This is a genomic window from Cardinium endosymbiont of Culicoides punctatus (assembly GCF_004354815.1).
Taxonomy (GTDB): domain Bacteria; phylum Bacteroidota; class Bacteroidia; order Cytophagales; family Amoebophilaceae; genus Cardinium.
In genome coordinates, this window is sequence record NZ_QWJI01000006.1 from 16009 (window position 1) to 38719 (window position 22711).

A 22711-nucleotide genomic window follows, 5' to 3' on the forward strand; every position below is an offset into this window, starting at 1 on the left:
AAAGTTAGTTTCGAAAGAAGTCTAATCTTATGAAAAAGTTTCATGAATCAATTCTTTTGCAGCCTTTATTCCGGCTTCTGTAATGTGCTTACCAGAAATCATCCTTGCTAACTCGACCAACCGATCATTTCCAAATAATGTTTTTACATTAACAACCGTTTGGGCTTCATACTGCTTTTTTTCAATCAAAATATGTTGGTCTGCTTTTCCTGCAACCTGAGGTTGATGGGTTATAGCAATAACCTGTGCCACGTTACTTAAATTACGTAAATGTTCTCCAATAGCATCTGAAACACTGCCACTACTACCTACATCAATTTCATCAAATACAACCACCTTTTGTGCAACTTTGTCCAATAAAGCAGTACGTAATCCTAACATAAATCTGGAAAGTTCCCCACCAGAAGCAATCTTGTCAAGGGAAGCAAGGGGCATACCTGGATTAGTAGACGCCATAAATGCAATCTGATCAATGCCTACTTCAGAACAAGCAGATCGGTCTACTTTGATGGTAAATATAGCTTTAGGCATCTGCAATAGGGATAAAGTAGCCATTGTTTGTTCTGCAAGCTTTGTAGCATATTTTTTTCGCATGGTAGATAAAACTTCCGCTTTATGGAGATAGTTTTTTTTTGCCTCAATGACCTCTTGTTGTAATGTATTGTTATTCGTGATCTTGCTTTCTAACTCGTTAAGTTGTTGATGGCATTTCGATAATTGTTGCGGTAAATCCATTGTTGAGCAGTTGTGTTTTCTGCTGAGCGCTTTTAATTCATGCAACCGTTCCTCAACTTGTTCGAGTGTTGTATCTGTACGTTCAAAACCATTAAGCAGTGTTTTGAGTAGCATCTGTACACTTTCTATATGATCATATGCTTCTTCCAAGTGTGTATGTATTGCATGGAAACGATCGTTGTGTTGATGTTTCCTGATGCTTCTTTGAGATCGTTCCATTACTTGACCAATATTGGTGGATTTTAAATCTGAGGAGATACTATGGATAAGTTGTATATCTTGTTCTCTATTTTTTAATATTTCTTTCTTTTCTATCAGTTGATCTTCTTCATTAGGTATAATGTGTGCATTGTCTAATTCTTTACATAAGAACTGGAAATAGTCTATCTCTCGTTCTATTTTTTCTCGTTCTTGATCGAATTTTTTTATCTCATTTTCTTTCTTTTGGTAATTCTTGTATAAGTTTGCCACTTCATTTTTTAAGTTGATTAGATCTCCATATTCATCCAGAATTTCTATATATGTAGCAGGATTAAGCAAAGCTGTGTGTGTATGTTGTCCATGTAGCTCTATTAGCGCATGAAACAACATTTCAATAACCTTATGTGTAACAGGCTGGTGGTTGACTAAAAATTTATTGCGACCTGTACGCGTTTTAATCCGTTTTATAATTAATTCTTCATTCCCTTCAGCGGGCTCAATTTCTAACGCTGAAATATAGTTTTTAATCTGATCTTTGATATAAAAACAAAGTGTAACATCACACTGGTCTGCTCCAGCACGAATGACATCATTGGTGTATTTACCACCTAAACAAAAAAGAATTGCATCTAGGATAATAGATTTTCCAGCACCAGTCTCTCCAGTGATCACACACAAACCTTTACTAAAATCTATATCTAATTGCTCGATGAGTACAAAATTTCGGATGGATAAATGATATATCATTTTATTATTCGGTTAATACTGTTTCTACTGTAAAAGTAGTAAAAAATCAATTTTTTATAAAAAAGATAAACAATATCCCCACTTGATAGGCCTAAAAGAAAAGCATTATGCCATTGTGCAAAAACTTTTTATTTACTAAATGTATAGATTCTCTTAAACACGAAGGTTTCATGCGACTTCTTTCGAAATTAGATTTAGCCACTATCTTTGAGAGGTATGTCCTAAAAATGCAAAACCAGTATCAACCCCAAACAGATATTGGCTTAGTATAAGTTTCTAGATCGATACCCAAAGCTGCTTCCCCAAATAGTTGTTCGCTTGCCTTTCTAAACGATGGAGTCAGCTCAGTTGCCATAAAACAATCTGAACCCTTTTGTTCCATATCATTTAACAATCTATTGGTTGTTAGGAACTGTTTTACAGCAAGCACTGTAAGCAATGCAACATCAATAATCTCTGTTTCTTTTTGGTAATGAACCTGTAGTATGTTTTTAATTTCTTTTTCTAAAAAAAGATAATGGGTGCATCCTAGTACAAGTGCATCTATATCTTGAAAAGGGAGTTGGGCTAAATAGTTTTTCAATACCATTTTGTCTACTTTCTTTCCACAAAATAATGACTCTACCATAGGCGTCAAAAGAGGTGCAGCTACGGAAAAGAGTGTAGTGTTCGTTTTTTGAAACTGTTGCTCATAGATACCAGATGCTACTGTGTATTTAGTGCCTATGAGTGCTATTCTTCTATATAACTTCACCTTTACGTAGTTTACTACTGGGTCAATGACATTAATAATGTATATGTTTTTACTTGCTTCTCTTAGGTAAGAGGATAAAAAAGGAGTTGTAGCAGCAGTAGCCGTATTACAGGCAATAATTAAGAGTTTATATGCTCTATCTAAGCAAAATTGTACAACACGTTCTACATACCCACAGAGCTCTGTTGTTGTCTTATTTCCATAGGGTAAATATTTCGTATCTGCAATATAGTGTACAGATTCATTGGGCAATAATTCTTTTAGTCTTTTAGTTATAGATAAGCCACCTACGCCACTATCATAAATGGCGATTGGAGCAGTTCTACAAGTCTTATCTAATGAAACCACAAATTAGAAAAATAGCAAAGAAAATAGGGTAATGATTAAATGATACGATACGAAGTGGCCTAAATTAGCTCTTATATTTTTATACTGATAATGAGTAAATAATTTTATTTTATTTCCATTAAACAGTTTTGTTTTTGTCTTTATTGGGGTCATTTTTTTATTGCATTTACATTGGTGATGCATTCAGAACAGCTTTCTGTAAAATGAAAACAAGAAATATGACTTAAATGTGCTTTCTATGGTTTTATACCAATCAAATTGGATAGAAAACGCTAATAACTACGACGTTTCATGCTATTAACATAAGTGGGCCCACCAGGACTTGAACCTGGGACCTGCTGATTATGAGTCAGATGCTCTAACCAACTGAGCTATGAGCCCCTTACCTAATTCAGTACTTTTGACATACAAATGCAGTACATCAATTACTATAATTAACAATATTACAATTTTTTTTGTAAAAAACAGAATATATGTTTATTTTTTTGGTGGTGGTACAAATATATGATGGAATAAGTATTTGATCTTGAGTGTATTTTATATCGTTTAATAAGAAGTGGTTAATTTTTTTTAAGCAAACACATTACAGAAAGCTATTCTGAATGCCTCACTAACATAGATATAGTAAATAATGGCTTTAACAAAGACAAAAAATAGAATTATTTATGCAAAAAAATCAATACAATATTCATTATCAAAACAAAAATATAAAATCTAGTTTGAGTAATTTAGTATCATATATTTGTACCACCACCGTAAAATTCCCTAATGATGAAGTAAGAGAATCTTTTAAAGACTCATTATATGAAGAACTCAATGAAACAGTAAAATCAAAAGGTAAAACTAGTGAAGATAACTTAATAAATGCGCTGGTAGCAGTAGATATAGATGGTTTTATGTCTACTCTTGAATCTTCTTTTTCAAGTATTCCTTATTTCTTCTTTTTACAAGAACAAAATAAAAATGAAGCTTTTTACTATTCAGTGCTTCATGCTTTTTTAAGAGGAGCTAAACTAAATCCAGAAAGTGAAAAATGTTCTAATGTAGGAAGGATAGATATTGTTGTTAATTCTATACCGAATATTACTTATCTATTGGAATTAAAACATGACCAAAATGCTCATACTGCAATAGAACAGACTAAAAATACTAAGTATATACAACAGTATGTTCGTCAGAATAAGGATATTGTTGTTATAGGAATAAATTTTGATAGTGATAAGCGTAATTTTAATGATTATGAGTGTAAATATTATGACTTTCAAGGCAATGAAATATCTGATAGAGATGCTTTTTTAGATCATTTAGATAAACGTAAGAAAAATCTTAGTAGAGACACTAGACACGGATAACAAACATTTTACACAATCTTTTCAAAAGCCTCGCTAAATCCGACATTGAGCTATATCTCTTTGTTCAAAGAAATATTTCTTTGACTAAGGGGTAACTCAATGTCGGATAATTTTTATTCTTTTTAGCTATTATTCAGCATTGAGTGTGCCAAGAACGATTATCCTACATATACCGGCCGCTTATAGTTGGCTGGAGTCATTTTGGCTTCTTGATGGTTAATCGGCTGACCTGCAATCCTTGCAAGGCAATTCATATAAGGGCTGAGACATCCTGGCATTGTCTTACGTGTCATTGTTTCGATAATATCTAAAAGACCAAGCTCTGTTGCTAGACCAAGAGGTGTTTTACCAGTTTCTATTTCGGTGTTGCGATCAATTTGTCCATTGTTCCATATACTTTTAAAAGTACTGTATTCGGCTGTATTATTGATGGTATTATTTTTTAATTTTTCTAGATCCTTTTTGTTTTCCTTATTTTTTTTATTTTTTCATCGATGATCTTTTTTGCATCTTTGTTTAGAATGGTCCTTTTGTTCCCTTTCTTTGAGATTAAGTCTTTGATGGTATCCATTTCTTCTTTGCTTAGGGTGCTTTCTTCTTTGCTTAGGATGCCTTTTTCTTCTAATGCTGTTAGAGTCTCTATTGAGATTAAGCATTTTATGATGATATCTATTTCTTCTTTGCTTAGGATGCCTTTTGCTTTTAATGCTATTAGAATATTTATTTTATTACAAATGATCTCATTGGTCTTAGTATCTAAATAACCTATGAGCTCTTTAAAATCTTCTTTACTTATCTCTCCATGATAGAGAGCACGTTTTTCTATATCTTCTAATCTTGATTTTTGTGCGTTATTATGAGCTATATTAGTCATGTACAGTGTAGTGCTGTATGTTGATGCTTTCCTTTTGTTATCTTGTGATGTACTATTATTATCCATATGCATTACTGTCTTATTACAAGAGCTAATAAAACACATTATTGTTAATGATAAAGACAGAATCCTGTAATGCGCAATAAGATATGTTTTCATTTTTTATAAAATAGATTAATTGTGTTATACATATAAAACCAGACGTATAAGAACCTTATTAGGTAATTTATAAGTACAAATTTATACAAAATAAATTATATACTACAAGATATGTATCAAATTAATCTGGAAGGTGGATGAAATTCAGTTTATAAATTTGTAACGTATCCTTAAGGGGTTATGGTTTAACTATATGATGCTAAGCCACCCCAGTGGATATAATAATTTGTTTTGGTTGCATAACAAAATATGTTTTTTATTTTTTATGGCTCGTTTTAAGTGAATTATACATTAAAAGACGATTCTAAATCCAGCAAGAATTTTTTGCGTTCTAGACCACTGCTATACCCTGTTAATGTTCCATTCTTACCTATTACCCTATGACAAGGAATTAAAATGGATATGGCATTATGCCCATTAGCATTTGCAACGGCTCTTATGGCATTGGGTTGCCCTACAGTTATTGCCTGATTTTTGTAGCTGATTGTTTTTCCATAAGGTATTTGTTCCAAAACATCCCAAACAGATAATTGAAAAGGACTACCTATTACTTTATCTAATGGTGTTGAAAATACCTTTCTTTCTCCGCAAAAATACTCCGTAAGTTCTTTTTGTAATTGATTGGTATGTGCGTTTGAATTTAATTTGAAAGATGCTTTGCATTTTTTTTGTAATTGCAATTGTTTGGATGCTAATCTTTTGCTATCGGAGAATGCTAATAGACAAAGCCCCTTAGATGAAAAATACCCAATCATGGAACCAATAGGCGTCCAAAAAAATTGATAACCAATGTTTGTTATGGTATCTGCTTGCATAAGGCTTAGCTGTTTTCCGTTTCGTTTTATATGGAAAGATTATTTCACCTGACCATAAAAACTGAGTTAGAGATATCGAATAACTCCTTTTCTAATAAAATCTTTTAGAAGACGCTGTATGATATTTAATGCTGTTTGTCGGATTTGCTTATAAAGACTTTTTTTTATTTTACTTTTTCGTTTATCAGACAAAAAAATCAATATCAATATAATCCCTAAAAAGAGGCTTTTCAAAGGTAGTTTTTTACACATGGATAGGTTATTTAATGAATAACACAGAGAAGTATACCTTGTACCCTTCACGTGTGTGATGGGAAGTTTTTATAAATGTATTTCCATATATACGTCACAACACGTGAAAAGTATTCGACTTAAAAATATTTAAGTAAACAAGTTGCTAAGAAAGCATTACTATTTATAATATGCTTAATCAAGATAAGCCTTAACAGTTTCTACTACTTTATCAGATGACGATTTGCAACAACCAGATAGCAGTTTGGATTTATTGCGAATGGCTTCCGTTATTTTCTTTTTAGTTTCATCACATACTAAAATACCTAAAATGGCCCCTAATATAATACCTAGTACTAGGTAATACAAATTTCTAAACATGACTTGTTGTGTTTAAATTATTAAAAAATATAGCATCATATGTGTCTTTTCTATGGATTTATACTATTATATATTGAGCAAATAAAATCATAGTAAAAAAACAATCAAGAAGAACACTATTTAAGTTAAGTAAATACTACGGAAAAAGAACTAAATATCCAAATTAGCATATTTAGCATAACGTTCTATAAATTCTTTGCGAGGTGGTACTTCATCTCCCATTAACATAGAAAAAAGGTGTTCTGCAGCAAGTGCCGATTCTATCGTTACTTGTTTCAGATTGCGATGGGCTGGATCCATAGTAGTATCCCATAGTTGGATCTCATTCATCTCGCCTAGGCCTTTGTAACGCTGTACATACACAGCATCAACTTTTCCATCTCTAGCACTAAATCTTGTGATACAGCTGTCTTTTTCTGATTCTGTCCAACAATATTGCTCTTCTTTATCTCTTTTAACTAGGTAGAGTGGGGGAGAGGCAATGTATAAGTATCCCTTTTCTATAATGCTACGCAGATAACGGAAGAAAAAAGTTAAAATCAAGGTCCGGATATGACTTCCATCTACATCTGCATCGGTCATAATCACAATTTTGTGGTAGCGTAGTTTATCTAAATGAACAGCCTTATCGTCTCCTTCTGTGCCTATCACAACACCTAATGCGGTAATCATATTTCTAACTTGCTCATTATCGTATATTTTGTATACTTGCGCTTTTTCTACATTCAAAATTTTTCCTTTTAAAGGCAGTATGGCTTGAAATCTTCTATTCCTCCCCATTTTAGCGGTACCTCCAGCAGAATCACCCTCTACCAAAAAAAGTTCACATAATGTAGGATCATTTTCGGAACAATCGGCAAGCTTGCCAGGGAGGCTACTATTGGTTAATACATTCTTACGTTGTACCATTTCACGTGCTTTTCTAGCAGCTTGACGCGCTTGGGCCGCTACAATTACTTTGGCAACAATAAGTTTTGCCTCCTTAGGATGTTCTTCTAAATAATAATGTAAAACTTCAGCTACACAGGTGTCTACTGCTCCTTGCACCTCTGCATTGCCTAGTTTGGCCTTAGTTTGCCCTTCAAATTGAGGTTCTGCTACTTTTACAGATACTACAGCAGTTAGCCCTTCTCGAAAATCATCCCCAATAATCTCTATTTTAGCTTTTTCAAGCAGACCAGATTTATCCGCATAGCTTTTTAAGGTGCGTGTCAATGCCCTTCTAAATCCAGTTACATGCATACCTCCTTCAACAGTATTGATATTGTTTACATAAGATACTACCGTTTCGGAATAGCCAGTATTATAGGTCATAGCAACTTGAACGACCACATCATTTTTTTCTCCCTCCACAAAAATAGGGGCGGGCATAATAGACTCTTTTGTACTGTCTAAGTAGGAAACAAACTCTCGAAGGCCACCTTCGGAATAAAAGGCTTGGTGCATAGGGTTGCCTTGGTCGTCTTTTTCACGAAGGTCTTCTAAAGTCATTTTTAGCCCAACATTAAGATAGGCCAATTCCTGGAGCCTGTTGGTAATGGTGTGTAAGTTATACACGGTAGTTGTAAAGATAGAACGGTCCGGAGCAAAATGAATGGTAGTGCCTCTTAAGTTTGTTTCGCCCATTTCTTTGACAGGATAGAGCGGTATTCCTTTTGCATATTCTTGTTTATAGATTTTCCCATTACGGTATACTATAGCTTCTAAGTGGTCTGACAAGGCATTAACACAAGAGATACCCACGCCATGTAATCCTCCAGATATCTTGTAGCTATCTTTATCAAATTTCCCGCCTGCATGTAATACAGTCATGACTATCTCTAGTGCTGATTTATTGCTTTTTGGGTGTATATCCGTAGGAATGCCACGTCCATTATCTGTGATCGTAATGGTGTTATCTTCATGGATGGTAATATGTATTTCAGTGCAATACCCTGCAAGTGATTCATCAATAGAATTATCTACCACTTCCCAAACAAGGTGATGTAATCCTTTTATGCCGACATCTCCAATGTACATAGCAGGACGTTTGCGAACGGCTTCTAGTCCTTCTAAAATCTGAATACTATCTGCTGAATAATCGTTAATAGTTGGGATCATTTTATAAATTGGTTTAAACAAAATGCAATTGTACGCACAATCTTAAAGATACTAGCTTTCTTTCAAAGGAGTATTATATAATCCACAATTTCTAGATTTCAGCTATAGTTACACCATCTTTACAATGCATAGGGCTATTTTCTACTACACGTCTAATCAAATGATGTTGACGAAGATAATTACGCACAACATTACGTAAAATACCACTTCCCTTTCCATGAATAATTTTTAATTGACTATGACCCGATAATAATGCACGATCAATGAATTTTTCTAGTTCATATTGTGCTTGTGCGCTATTGCAACCATGCAGGTCAAGAACAGGATCCTTGAGTTGAGTTGGCCTGGTTAGCCTATAACCATTCGCTTGATTATATTTATTTTTCTTTTTAGGGATACCATTATACTTAAGCATAACCATTTCGATATCCTTAATAGGAAGGCAAATATGAAAAGAGTCAGTAGAAACCAATGCTTTCTGTTTATTTATGCGTACGACTTGCCCGATAGTAGTTTGATCTTTAATACGAACATAACTGCCTACTGTAATATTGATCTTTGGGCTCATCTATTTTTTATAAAATAAAAAAGGATAGAAATTAAAGAAGCGCTTCTATAGCAATAGATGTTTGTTCATATACTTTCGTAGCTCTTTCTAGAGAATGCTTCAAATAGAAGGCTATACTTTCTTCAAATTTTTTTTGATCCACTTGGTATAAGGAGAGAATCGCTTGGTAGTGTTGAGCATAAACAATATCTGCAGTTTCTTTAGGTAAGTTTTTATTAGCTATCCAAGCATTTAATAACTCTATATCCCTTAATATGTTCACGAAAAGTATTTCGTTGATTACTTTTGGAGTAGCTTTGGTCGTAGTACTTGCTATTGGTTCCAACTTTCCTATCCCTAGGAATAACAAAGTAAAAAAGAGCGTAGTATATTTTTTCATTAAGGCATAGAAGTGTTGGTCTGCTACAAAGTTAAGTAAAAATACATATATTTATTGAATCAAAGCAGGAAAAAATCGTTGGATTGATGGGTAGGCATCTATACTGAAGATTTCATTTTGTAGGGATAAACAAGAAAAAGCGTTGAGTAGTCTAGGTTATTTTAATAGGTTTTACAGTAGGTTAATTAAACATTTTCATACAGATAACGATAGTTCATACAAAAATTAATTATGGAAGTGTTTCCAAAGAAAGTTTTCTCTGTTGTTTATAAAAAAAAATTTAACCTAGACAAAAGTACCAACTATCACTTGTCTATAACCATAGGTGATGGTATAATCAAAGTAGCTTGCATAGAACATGCTACTTATGAGTGTTTATTATTAAATGTCTATGAACTTCCTCTTGATAAAACAGATCCAACCTATATTAAAAGTTTAGAGCAGTTTTATAACCAAGAATTTTTTTTAATAAAAAAAGACTGGTTTTCTGTAACATTATCTGTGTCAAATCAGAAATTTACGCTTTTCCCTCATTTGTTACTAAGTAAAAAAGATTTACCCATTTACATGCACGCTGCTTGTGGACTAGACCCGAATGATGAAGTGCTTGTTTTCACCCATGCACTGGCTAAAATGTCTGTTGTATTTTCAGAAAATGCGTCTGTGCTCAATTGGTTTAGGAAACGTTATACCAATAATAATTTTCAGATTATTCATCAATCCAATGCCATTATTGAGGGCATCCAGATGGAGTCTACATCAACCTATAAAACGGAACTATTTGTATGGATAGAAGCATCCTATTGTCATATAGTTGTGTATGATAAAAAAAGAATATTGTATTACAATATTTTTACATATGATACCTCTGATGACTTTTTAGCTTGCATATCTGCTGTGGTACAGATTATGAAATTAGAACGTAATGCTTGCACATTATTTGTAGCTGGATTGATTGAAAAAAAATCATTAGCCTATTATAGACTTAAAAACTACATTCCACAAACTAAATTCAAGACGAAGATTCATTTTTTGAACTTAAATACCCATTTTTTAAAGCAGAGTGGCCATTTGCCTATTTTGTATTTTGATGTTATGAGTAGTTTGCTTTGCCATCCGCATAGTAAGGAAAAAAAGGGGGGATTCCAATAAATTATTTCTTGCATGTCATACTAGTGTATGGTTTAATGATAATATTGCATATGCTTACATGTTGAAAAGATTAAAAATTACACTCATCTAAATATATATGTCTCTGATATTAAGTATTGAAACATCTACAAAAGTTTGCTCAGCTGCCTTGCACAATGCAGGTAATCTGATAGCCCATACCACACTGGTAAATGCTTGTTCTCATGCGGAATTTCTTATGGTAATTATAGATAATCTATTTAAGATTAGTCCATGTGAGCGAAAAGATCTAAATGCCATAGCCATTTCTCATGGCCCTGGTTCTTATACGGGACTTCGTATTGGTGCAGCCGTAACAAAGGGTCTCTGTTATGGGTTAAATATACCACTTATTGCTATTGATACATTAGAAGCTATGGCTTATGAAATGAGTTTTTGTATAGATGGGGCAACTTTGCTTTGTCCAGCAATTGATGCAAGGCGATCCGCCATTTATACCCTCATCATCGATAAAGATAGGCAAATAAAAAAACCTACACATGTAGCATTTTTGGATGATGAAGCATATAGGAAATCACTGCCCAATCAACCTTTGATTTTTTTTGGAGATGGTGTTACTAAGTGTAAAGATTTTTTATTGGAAAACAAAAACATTCGATTTATAGAAGGGGTGCTTCCTTCTGCAAAGCAGATAGGTTTTCTTGCCTTTGCCAAATTCGAAAAACAAGATTGGCAAGAAATAGCTTGTTATGAGCCTTATTATTTAAGTCAATTTTAAGAAAAATAAAGAAAATAAGAATATTTATTTGTTATTATCAGAAAATAGTTATAATATTGTTATCATTAATGCTTGCGTGGTCAACGGGCTAAGCTAGTTGTTATGTAAAGCATAAATAGGAACTAATTAATTAAATAGAAAGATATACAATTAAATAACAATTATGAAAGTAATAAAAAAAACTTTGGCTGCTAGTGCATTGGCTCTTGCTGTTGTAAATCATGCACAAGCAGAAATGGATCCACTTAGTTATGGTGTTAAAGTAGCCTTTAGTAATTCTAGCTTCTCTGCTGATAGCGATGCTAAATTATCAGGTAAAGCTGTAGCTTCTCTATTCCTTGGTAATCCATTTGCTTCTGGTCATCTGTATGCTGAGTATGCCTTCAATGATTATATTGGTTTGGGGCTAGCAGCAGGCTATATGAATCAAGGAGGTAAATTAGTTGCAAAGGCAGATAGTAGTGCATCATCTGGTGATAAGGATAAGGAGAATAAGAATAAGGATGAATCCAGTATAAATATGACTTCACATGGTATACATGTTCCTCTCTATCTATGTGTTTATCCACTTGGTCGTGAGGAAGATAATGGTATATTAAAGCTATTTGTAGGTGGTTTTGCTTATCTTCCATTGTCTACACATATTGAGCAAAAGGGTGCTGATGGTAAAGCTGATGCAAACGTAACAGGAGATAAGATAAAAGAGGATGCTAACAAAAAGAAAGAACTTCCAGGTTTTGATGCAGGGGCTCATGTCGGTCTCGGATATGAATTTCCTTTTGGCCTTGCTATCGAAAGCAATTATGGTTATGGCTTTATAAATAGATTTGGAGAAAAAGATAAGGATAAAGAACAATCCATATTTCAGAAGACTGTTGGTTTGAAAAAGTTAAATACACATAATTTTAATCTAGGTATTTCTTACAATCTTGCAGCTGCATTCTGTGATTAATTTTTCCTGAATATATATGTAAATACAACTTAGTTAGTATTACATATATCAATTAACGGTAACGGGCATCCATAAAGTTGGATGTCCGTTATTTCTATGGCCCGTTCGTCTAGGGGTTAGGACATCAGGTTTTCATCCTGAAAACAGGGGTTCGATTCCCCTACGGGCTACAATCTTTATCTCCATGTGAATTATGTACAGTATACTGTACTACCTTAATCACTATTAAATATCTTAGGTGTAGGATATTTAACCAGTGTGTCCTTTAAGTATATCAGTGACCAATGTTGCCTTTATAGAGTTGCATTTTTTTTGCAAACAGCTGTTCTGAATGCCTTATTAACGTAGATGTAGTAAAAGAATAGCTTTTTTTACATGTTCCCATATAGCTCTACTGGGTAATTTTGATCCGCTGAGATGGCGGCCATACACTATCATGTTCAAGGCCTTGAACTATCTCTGAAAGATAGGACTTGATTTACTCAACAAATATAGTGGATAATGATAGTTTCGAAAGAAGTCTGCTAGAATTTATGAGTAAAATTTTTAGCATGTTTCTTTTATCATCCACGTGCCGGTATCGTTTCATACAATGTAAAATGGGTTTTTCGGAACTCGTGATAGCCCCTCATATAAGCCATCTCTTCTTTAGTAGCTAAAGTTCCATTTTTTACTTTACGCGCAATTTCTTTAAGACCCTCTGGGATAGTAGGGATACTTATGAATTTATCTAAGGCCTTTTGTACTTCCTTATCTTTATAATCTATAATAAAAAAAGGATATTTATAAAACGTTGGCAAGTCAACCTTAAATAACTGATACAGATGTTCTACCGAAAGCCTTCCTTTACGATACCAGTCACATGCATTTTCTATAATGAAGGCATAGTTAGTGGCGTCTAGTTGAGACATAGCCAAAATAGCCATGGACTTTTCTTCAGGACTATATTCTGGATCGCGTAATATGTCTACACCGTCTTTTGAATGTGAATAAGGACCAAACTGAAAAGGGTAGTAGAAAGCAGGATGTTCTAAAACCATTAAAAAATAAGCTGGTGTAGAGATATTCAGTGGCATTGGATCATAATAAAGAAGATATTGTTGCCATTGTTTATAATCTTCTACTGCACGGGTTATGATTTCATAGTATGGGAGTTCTCCTCCTTCTGATCCATATTTTTGATACAACAGATGATCTGCGTACATCAGCGCACGCCAAGATTCTGGGAAACGATTGTTAAATAACTCTTGAATCCATACATATAGCTCTGACTCTTTAGGAAGATCTTGTTGCATTGCTAATAGATAATCACGTAATTTTCCATTATTTTTTAATGTGTTCGCTACATTCTTATAGCGATTACCAGTTTTCATAATATTGCTGATATGAATTGAGTATATCAGAGTGAGTAGTTGCAAATCAATTTTATGCGCCTTATATAATTTGTACGTATTTGTACATAACGATGTAGATTTACCACCCATAGCATAAATAACAAACTTCTTTTGTTCCAATGTATAACAGGAGTTAGCTAAATAATCCAATGCTGCATCATAATAATAACCATTGTGCATATACATAGCCAAAAAATCTTTAGATCTGAAAAATTCTATAGGATTTGTATAACTACCTACTATTGCTTGTATCGCTTCTACTTTCTGCGGGAAGGTCACCCATGTTCCCCAATTACAGCCGTTTACGGTTATGTCACTAGGTGCTTTATACTGTTTATAGTCTGGGTAATCACATAGACATGTTGTCCATGAAGGATGGCCTAATTTAGATTGATAGCCTTGATATTCAATATTTTCATATGATACAGGCGCAAAAAGGAGATGTAATATGTATACAATACTTGCATAAAAAGTTTTTTGTATAAACCGCACCATTAAATTATTCAAAATGTTCATCATCTCTTTCTAAGATTTTGTTTTGCTAAATAATTTATGAGTAAAATTTTTAGCATGTTTCTTTTATCATTCACGTGCCGGTATCGTTTCATACAATGTAAAATGGGTTTTTCGGAACTCACGATAGCCCCTCATATAAGCCATCTCTTCTTTAGTAGCTAAAGTTCCATTTTTTATTTTACGCGCAATTTCTTTAAGACCCTCTGGGATAGTAGGCTCTGCTATGAATTTGTTTAAAGCTTCCTGGATTATTTCATTTTTATATTCTAAGATAAAAAATGGATATTTATAAAACGTAGTAAAAGGTTGTTCATAAAAACTAGGTATTTCACAATAAAATAGTTGATATAAATGACCTGTAGAAAGTTCCCCTTTTCGATACCATTCACAAGTACTGTCCATAAAAGCAGCGTAGATAGAGGCTTCTTCAGATGAAGTCACAGTAATAAGATGATGGATGATCCATAACCATTAAAAAGTATGGGGGGATTTCTAACCCACAAAAAACACCTCCAAATTTTATTGTTTCTGATGCGTTTCTTTCTCTTTCTGCATAACGTATAATTTCTAAGAAAGGCAATTTGGATTCGTAGTAATTTGCACCAAGTGAACAGTCAGGATCCAGTTTTTCATGACAAGATTCTGGTATAGTACCTTGTAAAATTTTTTTTAAGTTTCTATTTATAGAGGCTTCAACGGGAAATTCTTCTACAATTTTTTCTAAAAAATCATGCTGCTCTGAGCTTAGTGATTTTAAAACACTACCTTGATACTCACAATGAATTAAGCTAATAATGAAAGATAATTCTAAAAGATCTAGATTGATTTTTTTGTTCTTATAAAGCTCATAATAATCTTGTAATAGATTGATACTTTCTTTTGAAATAGCATATAAAGCTATTTTCTTTTGCTCTAAAGCATACTTATCGTCTGCTAGATAATTTAGAACTGCTTGCCGATAGTAATTAGGATGTTTATATATGCATAAAAAATCTTGTGAAAGTAATAATTCCATAGGTTCTTTTACCTTACCTACACGTGCCTGTATAGCGTCAATTTTTTGTGGAAAAGTAACCCAAGTTCCCCATTTTGCTCCATTTTGTAAAATAGTTTTTGGCGGTTCATAAAGTTTATAACCTTTATGATGTAGTAAATATAATACCCAAGAAGGACAATTAATATACCCAGCAGTATGAGAGGGATATGATTGATCCATGCTAGCGCTTAAAGATGAAATTTCCATTACAGTGACAAAGATTATAATAATAAGTTTTTTAGCTATCATAAAATTTAGACTATTAATTTTTTAAGCTTTACAATAATATTGATTCATTAGTACAGTTAAGCACTGCCTAATTGATACATTAGACCTGTTACGTAAGTCCTAGAATGCTTGAAGTAGATTAAAATCTATTCTAAAAACACCTTTTTTAACATAAAAAAACAAATACGCATTATTTTTTGCTTATTTTTGATCATTTATGGTCAATTCACTATATGCAATAATTTAAGTTCTTTGATCTGTTTACTTACGCAACAGGTCTATTAACTTAAGATTATAAGTATAGATCTAGAACTATAAAAATGGACTCATAATCAAATTTTATAAAAGAATTTATTTTCATTTAAGGTGGTGGTACAAATATATGATACTAAATTACTCAAACTAGATTTTATATTTTTGTTTTGATAATGAATATTGTATTGATTTTATTTGCATAAATAATTCTGTTTTTTGTCTTTGTTAAAGCCATTATTTACTATATCTATGTTAGTGAGGCATTCAGAATAGCTTTCTGTAATGTGTTTGCTTAAAAAAATTAACCACTTTTTATTAAACGACATAAAATACACTCAAGATCAAATACTTATTCCATCATATATTTGTACCACCACCTCTTTTTTTACACTACGTATTTTTTCCTCTATACGCGTACGGAAAGTAGTATCCTTAATTATTTCATCGTGTTGTTCAGGGGGATATTTACGTAAATAATTAGCAATTTGAATATTTGTTTGTTGATAAACATATTCATTGAACTTAAGAGCTAACGTATCAGTATTGAGGTGTTCATTGGCATAGGATTCCCAACCTTTGGTAGCTTCTTCTAGGGCTTTCTGTTTTTGTTCAATACTTGATTTAGGGAAAAGTTCCTCCATAAAAGAGCAGAAAAGACTAAAAAGATAGTCCTGTGCCAACATTTTTATTACGTCCGCTTTAGCTTGAATACTAGTTTCTTGTTCTGCGGTATTACGTTCCTCTCGAAGAATATTTACTTGATTGGCAGTAGGATGATAGAGAACCAATTGGGCACTACCTTTTTTTCCTTGTCGGGCTGTACGGCCTACATTTTGTAGTTCTACACGATAGCTTTCTGGCAAAAAGGTGACACATACATGAAGACCTCCGTTATCCTCTACAGATTCACTTGTAACTAAGTCCGTACCACGTCCAGCTATATTAGTAGCTATTAAAATTTCTCCACTATCCATACCATTTTTTTCAAAAAGGCTATGGCCATCATAGGTGTAGAGCTTTGTAGCATCATACTGGCTAGCTAGTTGATCACGTAACTCATGAACGGTCTGTATATACTCGCAGATAATCAAGACAGCAGATCCATGACGTGCTTTGTCCAATACCGTCTCACAGATTGCCGATTTCCACTCAGCAGTAGAGTGGGTGATACGGGTAGGAAGTTCTTTACATAGGTAAGTGCTATCTGGATGGTTATGAATGATACGGTGCTTATGGGGAGGAATAGTTAACATATCTGAACCATATATACTATTCAAAAAAGATTGCGTATCAGTAGTTCCAAGTGTACCGGTGAGACCACATAAACCATTACCATATCGCTTAAAAAAGGCAATATTGGAGATAAAGTTGGTTGTAATGCCTTCGGGACTGATGCGTAGCCCCTCACGTATTTCCAAAAACTGAGTTAATCCATTACTAAGTACGGTATTACTTTGTACAACACCGGTAGAACTACAGTCTATGGGAGCAATACGACCTTCTTTTATGGTATAGTTATATTCCTTTTTATATGAATTTAAACTGGTAATCATGCTCTTTATCCAATTTGGAATTTGCTTTCTGGCAAAGGGCAAGAGATGAGGAGGAAGATGTAGAATAGGCTTTCGGTTGTTAACTTCCCAGGAGGTTAAATGGAGCAATTTTTGTAATTGTTGGGACTCTTCTTCTCGCATACGACGTGTATAGTCATCTGATGCCTTAGCTATCTCTTGACCTATAAGGATCCCTTTGGCATGTATCTCATTCCACGCTTCCCATTCTACTTCTTCTTCAGGGGTTAGTTCTCGTAATGATTCGCTGAGTTGTTCAGTAAGTTCTTCTGTAAGAAAGGTATTGATATCTTCAATCTCACGGCTTTCTCCATCTATTTCTAGATAGATGGTGCCTTCTCGCTCTACAAAATGGCTATAGAAATAATTGGCTTGTTGCCACATAAAGGCAAGGGGTAGCTCCATATGTTGCATAGCTGGAGAAAGGCTAGAGAGGCGAACACTATGTTTACGGCTATCATATAACATACTGTCTACTTCGTCCACTAAGCATATATCGAAGGTGCGTTCTGTTAAGATATCTTCTCCTAAAAATTCTGTTTGTAAAATATCGCCTTGAAAGTCACTGGCTGTACCATAAATGATATCAGATTTGTAAAGCTGTTTACGTTGTTCTGGTGATTGTTGTGTATGTTCTAGTTTACTGTTTTCTGCTACACTTAGTCCAAAGAGTGCATAAAAGCCATGTTGCTTAATAACCTCTGGGCGAGATAATTCTACAGAGGTGGTAATAATGTCTACTTTCTTGCCTTTGAGTCCATAGTAGGAAGCTGCCATAGCAAGGATCAAGGATTTTCCTTCTCCTGTATTGATTTGTAAAAGACGGCTGCTATTTGAAGGACGGTGGAGCAATAGATAAACAGACAATAATTGAGTCATACGGGGGGAATATCCATGGTATAGCTCTACAGCCCGGTTAATAACCGCTATATATTCATAAAGTGGAACTTGGGAAGATATTTTCACAGATGATACCCATTGGGATAAATGGCTTTCATCCCAATTTTTTATAATGGGTAAATCGGAAAGAGTACCTATACTGGACTGACTTTCATAGGTACTTATAATCGATGAATAGGATTCCTCAAGGGCTTCCTTGCTTTTAGCATCTGTAGGGGTACGATTAGGATAAATTTTATCGATAAGTTCATCTAATGTATAGTCTTTACTATCATTAAAAGTATCTTCAATAACTAAGTCATATATAGATGAATCCCAATTTGTTTCTGGACGATTTTTTATAATTGAGAGGGCTTTTTTACTTGTTTTTGGAGATACTTGATAGGTGATCAATCTATCTAGTGCATGTTCTAATATAGGGACATGGGCTTCTGATAGGGTAGGTAACCAATCGTTGTAAAAATGTACCAAATCCTTATATAAACTAACAGTATTATGTTCATTTACAGATTGTTTCAAAAGGGTTTTGAGCTTACATAAGGTCTCTTTATGTGCTAATAATGAATTAGATATGTCACGGTCACATAAAGTATCAATAAGCTCAGTAAACATGGATTGTAGGCCATTTTTAGTAGTAGCATAACGGTAAATAGTACTACTATAGCTGGAAGGAGACAAATCTGTTAACAGTATAAGGTCTAGAATATTGCCTATAATTATAGGCGAGTTAGGGATCTGTTCTGAACTAGATAGTAGACTGGTAATAAGATCTGGTTGGGAATTAAGTTGATCAAGTTGTCTAATAAGTTGACATTTTACGCTTTTACTATGGTGACCTACATAGGATTGTACTTGTTGATTAATCCATTGTTTTTTTGAAAGCTGAAACCATGGTTTTTTATCAGCCGTATACATACGGAGGAACGTAGATTCGGGTGGTACAAATATATGATACTAAATTACTCAAACTAGATTTTATATTTTTGTTTTGATAATGAATATTGTATTGATTTTTTTGCATAAATAATTCTATTTTTTGTCTTTGTTAAAGCCATTATTTACTATATCTATGTTAGTGAGGCATTCAGAATAGCTTTCTGTAATGTGTTTGCTTAAAAAAAATTAACCACTTCTTATTAAACGATATAAAATACACTCAAGATCAAATACTTATTCCATCATATATTTGTACCACCACCGTAGATTCATTAGGAGGAAGGTAAACCAATGCTTCAGTGAGTTGAGATAGAGAGCAAGCACCTATTTGTTTCTGACGGCGTAAAAAATTTAGTATAATATATAACTCATTATCTGTATAGGTCGTACATATCTCATGGCATTTTTCAGAGAACTGTGGTAGGTCGGTAGTCCGTTCTTCTTCTGTACATAGGAAACTAATATCTTGTATCAGAGACAATAAAAGCCATTTATCAGCCGGATGCTCCTTGAAAAGGTCAGGATAAAAGTGACCTGTCTCCGCAAAGTAATTTAAAAGTGGACCTTGTTGCTCTGGAGATAGCTTAGTACATTTTTCTTGAAGAAGAGGAGCTATAGAGGAGTTAAAATCGGCTACTTTGTCTGGTGAGCAGTGAGATAGATAGGAAGTGATAAAGTCTGATACAGAATCCTGAATTTCAGTAAATTCTTTAGAGTCACTTGATGAATCACAGGGTTGTGGGGTAGATGGGCCAGCATAAGATGGTGTACTACTACGTCTAAGATGGTGTGTATTGGTCTCAGATGGGATATCTGTAGCATCATAAAATACTTCATCATCATATGTGGTGGTTGATGTTTGCGGAGTTGAAAAAAAGTAAGATGGAATATGCTGTCCATTTTGACGAGTACGGGACTCATTTTTTTCTGGTGTAATATTTACTTTATGTAAAAACAGTTCTTCTTCACATACATCGTCTGTTCTTTCTGTAACACGATCTTGTGTAGTGGATTGGTAACTACTTGAGGATTCTGCCTCGTCAGTGACAGTTATGCCTCCAGGTAGACCCATCGCACCAATGTAAACCAAGCCAGAAGTCCTTTTTTTTGAAGACGGAAATACAACATGAATATGGCGGGTATGCCACTCTGGTGTATGGTCAGATCATGTCTCTATACTGTAAGATTCTTGACAACGAACAGGAAGATTTTCTAATTTCTTAGTAAAACCTTTAGGTAGATTTTCTTCTACATCAGCATGCCATTTATCTGATTCTTGTTTAAATGATACTTTATGGCCACCTTTAGCTACATAGGTAATAGGAACAGGAGGTATAAATAATTGATCTCTTTTAATTGAATGTGAATTATTACTATATTTTCTGGCTCTCAAACGGTATAAAGAGGGGCCTTGGCAGCTGGATAGTAGCTGACCAAATAATAGTATATGGGCAATAAGACGCCTACATGGAAAATAAATCATAATAAAGTGACTTAAAATCAATATAAGTACAAAAAAGTGATAGCGTGACGTATTAATTTATACTACACGCTATTACACATTACTATCGTACGTGATGATATTCTTGATCTTGGGTTGTTGACTCATCCATATCATCATCTATATTGAAGGTATTTATGAAGTCATTTTGTTCACGTGCCAATCGTTCACGAACCAAACGGTCTTGTTCTTCTTTGGCCTGACGTTCTCTTGCTATGCGTGCTTGATCAGCTCGTGCTCTCCTTTCTGCTTCCTGGTAGCGAGCATATTCCTCTGCTCTACGTTCCCTTTCCCATCTTGCATTCCGTTCTGCTCTTTCCTCTCTTTCCTCTCGCTCTCGCCTTTCACGTGCTTCTCGCTCTCGTCTCTCTTGCGCTTGCCTCTCTCGTTGTACCTGTTCTTCCCGATCTTTTTGTGCCTTTTTTTCTGCACATTTACAACATTGCTTACAAGATTTGCCACAATATTGACACTTATCACAACGTGGACATAAAACTATATGGGTATTACAAACGCATGTACAATGATTTTCACACATCTGAATCCAGTTCCCTTTACAATCAAAACCATTAGCTGCTGTTCTTCCAAAGACAATCAAACTGCCTATTACTGGGATAAAATGCAATCCATGCGTGCCTCCATCTCTACCCTCATGACATTCCCAATTACATCTACTACATCTGAGATATGAATTTTTACAGTCAGAACTTGAACATAAATTTTGATTCCATTTACCTCCACCACGCAATCCCATCTCACCTATATAGAGATGAGTACCATTGACTAACATATGATGACGTGAAAGCCATTTCTCATTTTGGATACTTGTAAAAGATATACCATCTCCCCATATGATAGAATAGTTTTTTTCTATTGAAAATGAACCTATTTTTTCTGTTATGGTCGCAAACCATTCATTATTAAATTCTCGAATAAAACTGATAGTTTTACAGTCGCTTATTGTGTACGTATGTACACGATAAACATCGGTATCACAGTCCAATCCTTCTGTTATCGTTTCTATACTAGGATTAGAAGAAGAAGTCTCTTTTAATGCCATATGACTATTTAATCCATGACCGTTTTGTTTACTGCAACTTAATAGCAGTAAGTGTACTGCTAAGCATAAAAATAATTGATATAATTGGTTCATAGTATAAAAAAATTAAGTAATGCTAGGTAAAATATCTGGACCTATTATAATTCTAGGTGGTGGTACAAATATATGATGGAATAAGTATTTGATCTTGAGTGTATTTTATATCGTTTAATAAGAAGTGGTTAATTTTTTTTAAGCAAACACATTACAGAAAGCTATTCTGAATGCCTCACTAACATAGATATAGTAAATAATGGCTTTAACAAAGACAAAAAATAGAATTATTTATGCAAAAAAATCAATACAATATTCATTATCAAAACAAAAATATAAAATCTAGTTTGAGTAATTTAGTATCATATATTTGTACCACCACCTAATTCTACAAGTAACTATTTAATTGTTAAACCATCTAAGGTGATACGACTACACTAAATGTCAAAATAAGGTGGGATTAGAACAAAGAACTAGAACCCACATATATCGTTGTTGACATGGACAATTATAAATAAATAATTTTATTTGAAAAAATATTTTCTATGCGAAAAAAATTCAAAATCAATAAGACTATTATTTATAAATACATGGGTGCCATTTTTATATAGTCAACTGATTAATAGTTACTGAGAATTTTATATCCGACATTCCGCACTAAAAAAAAGTTTTTTTAATTAAATAATTATGTAATTTTATATTGATTATTAATTTATTTTGTATTGATATGGAAGCAAGCAGTAAAGTTCTAGATCATTTAGGTTTAGTATCTGCGA

General features: G+C 33.7%; 19 protein-coding genes, 2 tRNA genes and 1 pseudogene. 5 read left to right on the top strand and 17 right to left on the bottom strand.

The features are described 5' to 3' along the window. Positions 1 to 27: 27 nt before the first annotated feature. From recN to CCPUN_RS01710, 3 genes are all read right to left on the bottom strand, one after another. Positions 28 to 1683, bottom strand: coding sequence for a DNA repair protein RecN (recN, locus tag CCPUN_RS01700; RefSeq protein ID WP_133281857.1), 1656 nt, complete (start codon positions 1681 to 1683; stop codon positions 28 to 30). A gap of 241 nt (positions 1684 to 1924) precedes the next feature. Beyond that, positions 1925 to 2785, bottom strand: coding sequence for a glutamate racemase (murI, locus tag CCPUN_RS01705; RefSeq protein WP_133281858.1), 861 nt, complete (start codon positions 2783 to 2785; stop codon positions 1925 to 1927). A 307-nt stretch (positions 2786 to 3092) separates the two neighbouring features. Further along, positions 3093 to 3166 (bottom strand) — tRNA-Ile (locus tag CCPUN_RS01710). Positions 3167 to 3450: 284 nt separating this feature from the next. On the opposite strand from CCPUN_RS01710, the gene CCPUN_RS01715 reads away from it, so the two are divergent. Continuing rightward, entirely contained in the window at positions 3451 to 4137 is a 687-nt protein-coding gene (locus CCPUN_RS01715; protein WP_133281859.1) for a PD-(D/E)XK nuclease domain-containing protein, read from the top strand. Between the two features lie 451 nt (positions 4138 to 4588). On the opposite strand, the gene CCPUN_RS01720 is transcribed toward CCPUN_RS01715, so the two are convergent. The 6 genes from CCPUN_RS01720 to CCPUN_RS01745 all read right to left on the bottom strand — a co-directional run bounded on the left by CCPUN_RS01720 (position 4589) and on the right by CCPUN_RS01745 (position 9644). Next, positions 4589 to 5077, bottom strand: a complete 489-nt coding sequence (locus CCPUN_RS01720) for a hypothetical protein (RefSeq protein ID WP_133281860.1) — start codon at positions 5075 to 5077, stop codon at positions 4589 to 4591. Between the two features lie 377 nt (positions 5078 to 5454). Then, entirely contained in the window at positions 5455 to 5985 is a 531-nt protein-coding gene (locus CCPUN_RS01725) for a methylated-DNA--[protein]-cysteine S-methyltransferase (RefSeq protein ID WP_133281861.1), read from the bottom strand. Positions 5986 to 6411: 426 nt separating this feature from the next. After that, on the bottom strand, positions 6412 to 6597 hold the full coding sequence (locus tag CCPUN_RS01730) for a hypothetical protein (RefSeq protein WP_133281862.1): 186 nt from the start codon (positions 6595 to 6597) through the stop codon (positions 6412 to 6414). 150 nt (positions 6598 to 6747) lie between these two features. Then, positions 6748 to 8697: a DNA topoisomerase (ATP-hydrolyzing) subunit B gene (gene gyrB, locus CCPUN_RS01735; protein WP_133281863.1), complete on the bottom strand. Its 1950-nt coding sequence runs from the start codon at positions 8695 to 8697 to the stop codon at positions 6748 to 6750. Positions 8698 to 8788: 91 nt separating this feature from the next. Further along, positions 8789 to 9265, bottom strand: a complete 477-nt coding sequence (locus CCPUN_RS01740) for a Smr/MutS family protein (protein WP_133281864.1) — start codon at positions 9263 to 9265, stop codon at positions 8789 to 8791. Between the two features lie 31 nt (positions 9266 to 9296). Continuing rightward, positions 9297 to 9644 carry a DUF4296 domain-containing protein gene (locus tag CCPUN_RS01745; protein WP_133281865.1) on the bottom strand — a complete coding sequence of 116 codons (348 nt, stop codon included), beginning with the start codon at positions 9642 to 9644 and terminating at the stop codon, positions 9297 to 9299. A 231-nt stretch (positions 9645 to 9875) separates the two neighbouring features. Here CCPUN_RS01745 and CCPUN_RS01750 point away from each other — a divergent pair, with 231 nt between their 5' ends. The 4 genes from CCPUN_RS01750 to CCPUN_RS01765 all read left to right on the top strand — a co-directional run bounded on the left by CCPUN_RS01750 (position 9876) and on the right by CCPUN_RS01765 (position 12675). Then, the gene (locus tag CCPUN_RS01750; RefSeq protein WP_133281866.1) at positions 9876 to 10796 is read left to right on the top strand and encodes a DUF3822 family protein; all 921 of its coding nucleotides are present in this window, start codon (positions 9876 to 9878) and stop codon (positions 10794 to 10796) included. Between the two features lie 97 nt (positions 10797 to 10893). Further along, on the top strand, positions 10894 to 11553 hold the full coding sequence (gene tsaB / locus CCPUN_RS01755; protein ID WP_133281867.1) for a tRNA (adenosine(37)-N6)-threonylcarbamoyltransferase complex dimerization subunit type 1 TsaB: 660 nt from the start codon (positions 10894 to 10896) through the stop codon (positions 11551 to 11553). A gap of 163 nt (positions 11554 to 11716) precedes the next feature. Beyond that, complete coding sequence (locus CCPUN_RS01760; RefSeq protein WP_133281868.1) at positions 11717 to 12505, top strand: outer membrane beta-barrel protein; 789 nt, start codon at positions 11717 to 11719, stop codon at positions 12503 to 12505. A 98-nt stretch (positions 12506 to 12603) separates the two neighbouring features. Beyond that, positions 12604 to 12675, top strand: a tRNA-Glu gene (locus tag CCPUN_RS01765). A gap of 187 nt (positions 12676 to 12862) precedes the next feature. On the opposite strand, the pseudogene CCPUN_RS04895 reads toward CCPUN_RS01765, so the two are convergent. The 8 genes and pseudogenes from CCPUN_RS04895 to CCPUN_RS04770 form a co-directional block, all read right to left on the bottom strand. Beyond that, a pseudogene (locus CCPUN_RS04895) lies at positions 12863 to 12977 on the bottom strand (IS701 family transposase); the annotation flags it as partial. Between the two features lie 91 nt (positions 12978 to 13068). After that, on the bottom strand, positions 13069 to 14418 hold the full coding sequence (locus CCPUN_RS01770; protein ID WP_165941899.1) for a hypothetical protein: 1350 nt from the start codon (positions 14416 to 14418) through the stop codon (positions 13069 to 13071). Between the two features lie 63 nt (positions 14419 to 14481). Further along, complete coding sequence (locus CCPUN_RS01775; RefSeq protein WP_133281870.1) at positions 14482 to 14856, bottom strand: hypothetical protein; 375 nt, start codon at positions 14854 to 14856, stop codon at positions 14482 to 14484. Then, the gene (locus CCPUN_RS01780; RefSeq protein ID WP_133281871.1) at positions 14843 to 15700 is read right to left on the bottom strand and encodes a hypothetical protein; all 858 of its coding nucleotides are present in this window, start codon (positions 15698 to 15700) and stop codon (positions 14843 to 14845) included. Before CCPUN_RS01780 ends, CCPUN_RS01775 begins: the two co-directional genes overlap by 14 nt. Before the next feature lie 575 nt (positions 15701 to 16275). Continuing rightward, positions 16276 to 19320 (bottom strand): hypothetical protein, encoded by a 3045-nt coding sequence (locus CCPUN_RS01785; RefSeq protein WP_133281872.1) that lies wholly within the window; start codon positions 19318 to 19320, stop codon positions 16276 to 16278. A gap of 247 nt (positions 19321 to 19567) precedes the next feature. Continuing rightward, positions 19568 to 20413 carry a hypothetical protein gene (locus CCPUN_RS01790; RefSeq protein ID WP_133281873.1) on the bottom strand — a complete coding sequence of 282 codons (846 nt, stop codon included), beginning with the start codon at positions 20411 to 20413 and terminating at the stop codon, positions 19568 to 19570. A 93-nt stretch (positions 20414 to 20506) separates the two neighbouring features. Then, positions 20507 to 20824, bottom strand: coding sequence for a hypothetical protein (locus tag CCPUN_RS01795; protein WP_133281874.1), 318 nt, complete (start codon positions 20822 to 20824; stop codon positions 20507 to 20509). Between the two features lie 82 nt (positions 20825 to 20906). After that, the gene (locus CCPUN_RS04770; protein ID WP_191283866.1) at positions 20907 to 21995 is read right to left on the bottom strand and encodes a hypothetical protein; all 1089 of its coding nucleotides are present in this window, start codon (positions 21993 to 21995) and stop codon (positions 20907 to 20909) included. Positions 21996 to 22711: the final 716 nt, after the last annotated feature.

Coding starts and splice junctions, on each gene's coding strand:
- tsaB (WP_133281867.1), top strand. CDS start 10,894: ATGTCTCTGATATTAAGTATTGAAACATCTACAAAAGTTTGCTCAGCT.
- CCPUN_RS01730 (WP_133281862.1), bottom strand. CDS start 6,597: ATGTTTAGAAATTTGTATTACCTAGTACTAGGTATTATATTAGGGGCC.
- CCPUN_RS01740 (WP_133281864.1), bottom strand. CDS start 9,265: ATGAGCCCAAAGATCAATATTACAGTAGGCAGTTATGTTCGTATTAAA.
- CCPUN_RS01745 (WP_133281865.1), bottom strand. CDS start 9,644: ATGAAAAAATATACTACGCTCTTTTTTACTTTGTTATTCCTAGGGATA.
- CCPUN_RS01760 (WP_133281868.1), top strand. CDS start 11,717: ATGAAAGTAATAAAAAAAACTTTGGCTGCTAGTGCATTGGCTCTTGCT.
- CCPUN_RS01720 (WP_133281860.1), bottom strand. CDS start 5,077: ATGGATAATAATAGTACATCACAAGATAACAAAAGGAAAGCATCAACA.
- CCPUN_RS01780 (WP_133281871.1), bottom strand. CDS start 15,700: ATGATAGCTAAAAAACTTATTATTATAATCTTTGTCACTGTAATGGAA.
- recN (WP_133281857.1), bottom strand. CDS start 1,683: ATGATATATCATTTATCCATCCGAAATTTTGTACTCATCGAGCAATTA.
- CCPUN_RS01725 (WP_133281861.1), bottom strand. CDS start 5,985: ATGCAAGCAGATACCATAACAAACATTGGTTATCAATTTTTTTGGACG.
- gyrB (WP_133281863.1), bottom strand. CDS start 8,697: ATGATCCCAACTATTAACGATTATTCAGCAGATAGTATTCAGATTTTA.
- CCPUN_RS01715 (WP_133281859.1), top strand. CDS start 3,451: ATGCAAAAAAATCAATACAATATTCATTATCAAAACAAAAATATAAAA.
- CCPUN_RS01790 (WP_133281873.1), bottom strand. CDS start 20,413: ATGGGTCTACCTGGAGGCATAACTGTCACTGACGAGGCAGAATCCTCA.
- CCPUN_RS04770 (WP_191283866.1), bottom strand. CDS start 21,995: ATGAACCAATTATATCAATTATTTTTATGCTTAGCAGTACACTTACTG.
- CCPUN_RS01750 (WP_133281866.1), top strand. CDS start 9,876: ATGGAAGTGTTTCCAAAGAAAGTTTTCTCTGTTGTTTATAAAAAAAAA.
- CCPUN_RS01795 (WP_133281874.1), bottom strand. CDS start 20,824: ATGATTTATTTTCCATGTAGGCGTCTTATTGCCCATATACTATTATTT.
- CCPUN_RS01770 (WP_165941899.1), bottom strand. CDS start 14,418: ATGATGAACATTTTGAATAATTTAATGGTGCGGTTTATACAAAAAACT.
- CCPUN_RS01785 (WP_133281872.1), bottom strand. CDS start 19,320: ATGTATACGGCTGATAAAAAACCATGGTTTCAGCTTTCAAAAAAACAA.